The sequence below is a fragment of the Kitasatospora sp. NPDC057015 genome (assembly GCF_042673745.1).
Classification (GTDB): Bacteria; Actinomycetota; Actinomycetes; order Streptomycetales; family Streptomycetaceae; genus Kitasatospora.
This window is the reverse complement of the sequence record NZ_JBHUSG010000126.1, coordinates 1-2,744: the sequence shown is the minus strand read 5'-3', so window position 1 is coordinate 2,744 and position 2,744 is coordinate 1. Positions and strand designations below refer to the sequence as shown.

Sequence of the window (2,744 nt, the reverse complement as noted above, 5' to 3'; positions counted from 1 at the left end):
ACCGTCACCCGAAGCCGGCACCCTGCCGGCCGGAGACCTCTACACCGGCAGCTACCACCTGGCGCTGCGCCGAGCCGCCGAAGCGCTCACCGCCGGCTGGGGCACGGTGTACATCCTGTCGGGCCAGCACGGCCTGGTTCGTACCGACCGGCCGCTCGCCCCGTACGACACGGCCATCACCGACCGGGAAGCCGTCACCGGCGAGCAGCTGCACCGGGACGCCGAGGCGTTCGATCTCGCGCACGCCGACGTGCTGTTCCTCGGCGGCGCCAAGTACGCGAAGGTCCTGCGCCCGGCGATGCCCCACAGCGTGCTGCCGCTCGCCGATACGCGCGGCATCGGTGACCAGATGCGACTGCTCAAGGCCCAGTCCGATCCAGACGCCGGACACGGCCTGCGGTCCGCCTGGTGGGCGGAGGCCGAGCAGTGGGCAGAGCGCGTTCGCGCGGCCGAGCCCGGACAGACCTCGCGGGACCGTCCGCAGGACGCCGCCGTGGCCCGGACGATCGCCGGCCTAACGATGCCCTCCTCCCCGGCACCGACAGCGCGGCCCACCTCCGCCGCCGCGGAACACCCCGCCAAGCGCAGGCCCTGACCAACCGCGGGTCGCACTTCACCTCGATGCCGTCCCCAGCTGTCCGTGACCCGCTCCCGCCAGCCTCATTGGACTGGACGGCGGGCGGCGCACGGCCCACACCCCCGAGCCTGCGCCGCCCCGCTCCTCACGATCCCCAGATCCCGCAGTCCGACCGGTGAACACTGATCACCATCACCGTGCCGCCGAGCGCCACCCGCCGGGTCCTGGCGACCGCACAGCAGTCCGGCACCGGCACAGAACCCTCGACCACCGGCGCGGCCAGGTCCACGCCGACCGAGCCGCCCTCGGCTCGCTGCTGTAGTTCGTACAGGCTGACGCCGAGCTGCGCGGCGCGGGCGCAACGGCGGCTTCGGCGGGGTCCTCGACGGTTCATCGCCCCAGAATGCCCGATAGTTGGCTCCAGATCCGCCCCGGCCGCTGCCCGCGCCGCTCGGGACTGCACCCGTACCCACCTGGCGGCAGACCGCCACGGCCGGTACCACACCGAGGCCGGGCTGCTGGTCGCGGCTCCTTTCCTCGCTCGCAGACGGGTCCGGGATTGCACGCCGTCAACTCCGGCGGGTTACAGCGCCTTCAGATGGGAGGCGAGTGCGGAGAGGCTGCTGAGCACCGTGGTGCCGAGTCGGTCGTCCAGCCCGGTGGTGCGCAGGGCGTCTGCGTAGTACCTGTCAGCCACCACGATGTCCGCGTAGGGCACGGCAACCGACAGGGTATTGATGTCGAAGATGTCGTTCGATTTCCAGGGCCGGCGGATCCAGTGGTTGCGGAACTTGAGGCCGAGCGTGACGGCCATGGTCGGCATGACGCTCAGCATTCGCAGTGCTTCGGCGGGGTCGATGTCCTCGTGGCGCAGACCGTGCTCGCGCAGTACCTCGGCGACGAACTCCGTGCCTTCGACCCATTCGCAGACCGCCACCAAGGTCTCCAGCCTGCGCCGGACCTTCGGCGAATCCCACAAGGCGGCACGGTCGTTCTCCGTCTGCGCCTGCGCGGCGGCGATCTTCTCCGCGAGCTTCGGATCCCATCCCTGCCTCGCCAGTTCCGCAGTCTGCGCCGCGTCCGGCCCGGTCAGGAAGAATTCCTCGCCGGCCACCCACATGGTCTCCATCAGGCGGTCGAACGCTTCCGGCCCCAGGATCTCTCGCAGGGTCTCGGCTCCGGCACCGTCGGGGGCCGGACACCTTGAGTTCAATGCGCCGGCCCAGGGCCCAGCCCATTCCCGGCCCGATCAGGTCGACGGTTCCGCTCAACCGGGCGTCCCGGCAAACCTGCAGCGCGTCCTGGTGGTCTGCACCCTTGGCGTGCCCGGTCGCGGCTTGGGCGAGCGCGATCCAGTGGTTCAGGTCGAGGAAGGCGATCTGGGCGTTGGTGGACGGCCGACGCAACTGTGTGGGCCAGATCAGCCCAGCGTGCTGGTTCACTCTCGCAGAGTAGTCGGGTCGGCTTTGCGGCGCCACGGACTTACGGGCGTGCGAAGGCCGGATCGGGCACCACCGTGCGCACCTATCGACTCAGCGCCGCCGCCCGGCCGGTGGTCCCGTCACGCCCATAGATCATGCGGACAGCGGTGACCACCACCCTGTCCCAGTGGAGACCGATCACGTCACCCACGGCCGGAACCGGGAGCATGCCCTCCACCTGGTAGGACACGATCTCTGCCCGTTCGCGCCGCTGCGGGCACCACGGTGCTGGCGGGCCGCCCGGGCACCGTTCCCCGATCCCCAAGCCCCCACAGCGGTGAGACCCCCAGGCCCCGCACCGCCGAGTCCCGCACCCCGGAACACCGCTGGCACCGGCCGCCCAAGCCCTCCAACCCCCGAACCGAACAACACGGAGATTCCCCTGACCTCGTACCCCCTCGACTCCGTCGCTCACGTCAAGGCCAGCGCCGCGACGCTGCACGAACTCGCCGACCACCTCACCACCGTCGACACCGATCAGCCCGACCAACTCCTGGAACACCTCATGCAGGACGGTGGCCTGCTCCACGCCGCCGAGCGGCTTCTCGCCCGCGCCCGTACCGCGGTCGACCTCGACGAGACTCACCCCGCCCCGGACTCCGTCCCCGCGTACACGCTCATGCATGCCCTGGCCAGGATCGGCGAGGACCTGCACGGCCGCCGCCTGGAGGCGCTCGAATCCCTGT

The 2,744-nt window shown here is 70.9% G+C and carries 4 protein-coding genes; 2 read left to right on the top strand and 2 right to left on the bottom strand.

All coding sequences use genetic code 11. The features are described 5' to 3' along the window. Positions 1–595 (top strand): DUF6884 domain-containing protein (locus ACFTWP_RS41495; protein WP_380270367.1); only part of this gene is annotated, 595 nt, incomplete at its 5' end. A 127-nt stretch (positions 596–722) separates the two neighbouring features. On the opposite strand, the gene ACFTWP_RS41490 is transcribed toward ACFTWP_RS41495, so the two are convergent. Both ACFTWP_RS41490 and ACFTWP_RS41485 read right to left on the bottom strand, forming a co-directional pair. After that, positions 723–971: a hypothetical protein gene (locus tag ACFTWP_RS41490; RefSeq protein WP_380270366.1), complete on the bottom strand. Its 249-nt coding sequence runs from the start codon at positions 969–971 to the stop codon at positions 723–725. Positions 972–1,160: 189 nt separating this feature from the next. Then, positions 1,161–1,706: a hypothetical protein gene (locus tag ACFTWP_RS41485; protein WP_380270365.1), complete on the bottom strand. Its 546-nt coding sequence runs from the start codon at positions 1,704–1,706 to the stop codon at positions 1,161–1,163. A gap of 629 nt (positions 1,707–2,335) precedes the next feature. Here ACFTWP_RS41485 and ACFTWP_RS41480 point away from each other — a divergent pair. Beyond that, positions 2,336–2,744, top strand: a 409-nt coding sequence (locus ACFTWP_RS41480) for a hypothetical protein (RefSeq protein WP_380270364.1), incomplete at its 3' end; no start/stop codon positions are given.